We start from the raw sequence: 1,676 nt of genomic DNA, 5'->3' as shown, positions 1-1,676 counted from the left end.
TGACCGAATTTGTAACCGTAGTTTTGAGATTCGATTTCGGTGGTTTCACGCACCAAGGAAGAAGTTACCAAAGAACCGTGCATCGCGGAGAACAAAGCACCACCGAATACACCAGCAACTCCCAGCATATGGAAGGGGTGCATCAGGATGTTGTGTTCTGCTTGGAATACCAACATGAAGTTGAAGGTTCCAGAGATACCCAGAGGCATACCGTCGGAGAAAGAACCTTGTCCGATGGGGTAGATCAAGAATACTGCACTAGCAGCGGCAACAGGTGCGCTGTAAGCTACGCAGATCCAAGGACGCATTCCCAAGCGGTAGGACAGTTCCCACTCACGACCCATGTAGCAAAATACACCGATCAGGAAGTGGAAAATTACCAACTGGTAGGGGCCACCGTTGTAGAGCCACTCATCCAAGCTGGCTGCTTCCCAAATRGGRTAGAAGTGCAGACCGATCGCATTGGAAGAAGGAACAACCGCACCAGAGATGATGTTGTTTCCGTACAACAGAGAACCAGCTACGGGTTCGCGGATACCGTCAATGTCAACGGGAGGAGCAGCTACAAAAGCGATGATGTAGCAGATGGTAGCAGTTAGTAGGGTAGGGATCATCAGAACACCGAACCAGCCTACATAAAGGCGGTTGTTGGTGGATGTTACCCAGCTACAGAACCGTTCCCAAGCGTTGGCGCTCTCGCGCTGCTGAATGGTAGTAGTCATGTTGGATATGATTGCTTTATTGAGTTTTCGAGGTACTTATCCGGCAGTTGTTTTTCTACCGTGTCTATAATATGACACACTCTGTTAAGGTTTGTAAAGGGGTTGAGCCACATTTATTTTAATGACTGTCATAACTAGGGCTTATCATGGCTGTGGTCTCAGGCGGCTTAGGGCGGCTTGGGATATAATCGTCAGCAACTGAGAAACACGAGAGAGGGGGGAACCGAAAATGTCAGTTGAACTCACTGCCAATACTAGCCCCGAAACTGCTACGGAAACGGAATGGGAACCCCCCATGCCGCCCACAGATTTGATTTTTGATGATGGAGAGCCTTTGGAAAGTAACCGTCACCGCATTGCCATGAACGTCCTGATCCGGTCATTGCAACAGGCTTGGAGCGATCGCCATGATTTCTACACAGGCGGGAATATGTTTATTTACTATAGCAGCGAACAGGCTAGGAACCGAGATTTCCGAGGCCCAGATTTCTTTGCTGTGTTAGATGTAGATGGCACCAAAGAACGACAAGGTTGGGTAGTATGGCAGGAAGGGGGTCGCTACCCAGATGTTATTGTCGAGTTGATGTCGCCGAGTACCGCCAGAGTAGATAAAGGAAAGAAAAAGGATCTGTATCAGCAGATATTCCGAACCCCAGATTACTTTGTATTTGACCCGTTTGAAGCCAACGCCTTTCAAGGTTGGCATTTGCATAGTTCAGGAGGTTATCAGCTTTTAGAGCCGAACGATCGCGGTTGGCTGTGGTGTGATACCTTGGGCTTTTGGCTGGGAACTTGGTCGGGAACGATTGACCGGGAGGAGGCAATTTGGTTGCGGTTTTACGATACGGAAGGTAATTTAGTCCTGTTACCAGAAGAAGCGGAACGCCAAAAAGCTGAAGCGGAACGCCAAAAGGCCGAAGCGGAACGCCAAAAGGCCGAAGCGGAACGACAAAA

Annotated in this window: 2 protein-coding genes; one reads left to right on the top strand and one right to left on the bottom strand. The window is 49.2% G+C overall.

Annotation, left to right across the window (positions count from 1 at the left end):
• Window positions 1-722 (bottom strand): photosystem II q(b) protein (locus tag B9T16_RS28475; RefSeq protein ID WP_410246364.1); only part of this gene is annotated, 722 nt, incomplete at its 3' end.
• 229 nt (window positions 723-951) lie between these two features.
• On the opposite strand from B9T16_RS28475, the gene B9T16_RS28470 reads away from it, so the two are divergent.
• On the top strand, window positions 952-1,676 hold a 725-nt coding region (locus B9T16_RS28470), incomplete at its 3' end, for a Uma2 family endonuclease (RefSeq protein WP_410246363.1).

Origin of the sequence: Arthrospira sp. PCC 8006 (assembly GCF_046480465.1) — a bacterium.
GTDB classification, from domain to species: Bacteria; Cyanobacteriota; Cyanobacteriia; order Cyanobacteriales; family Microcoleaceae; genus Limnospira; species Limnospira platensis.
Note: the sequence above shows the minus strand (reverse complement) of the source record. Positions and strands in the feature narration are given on the sequence as shown.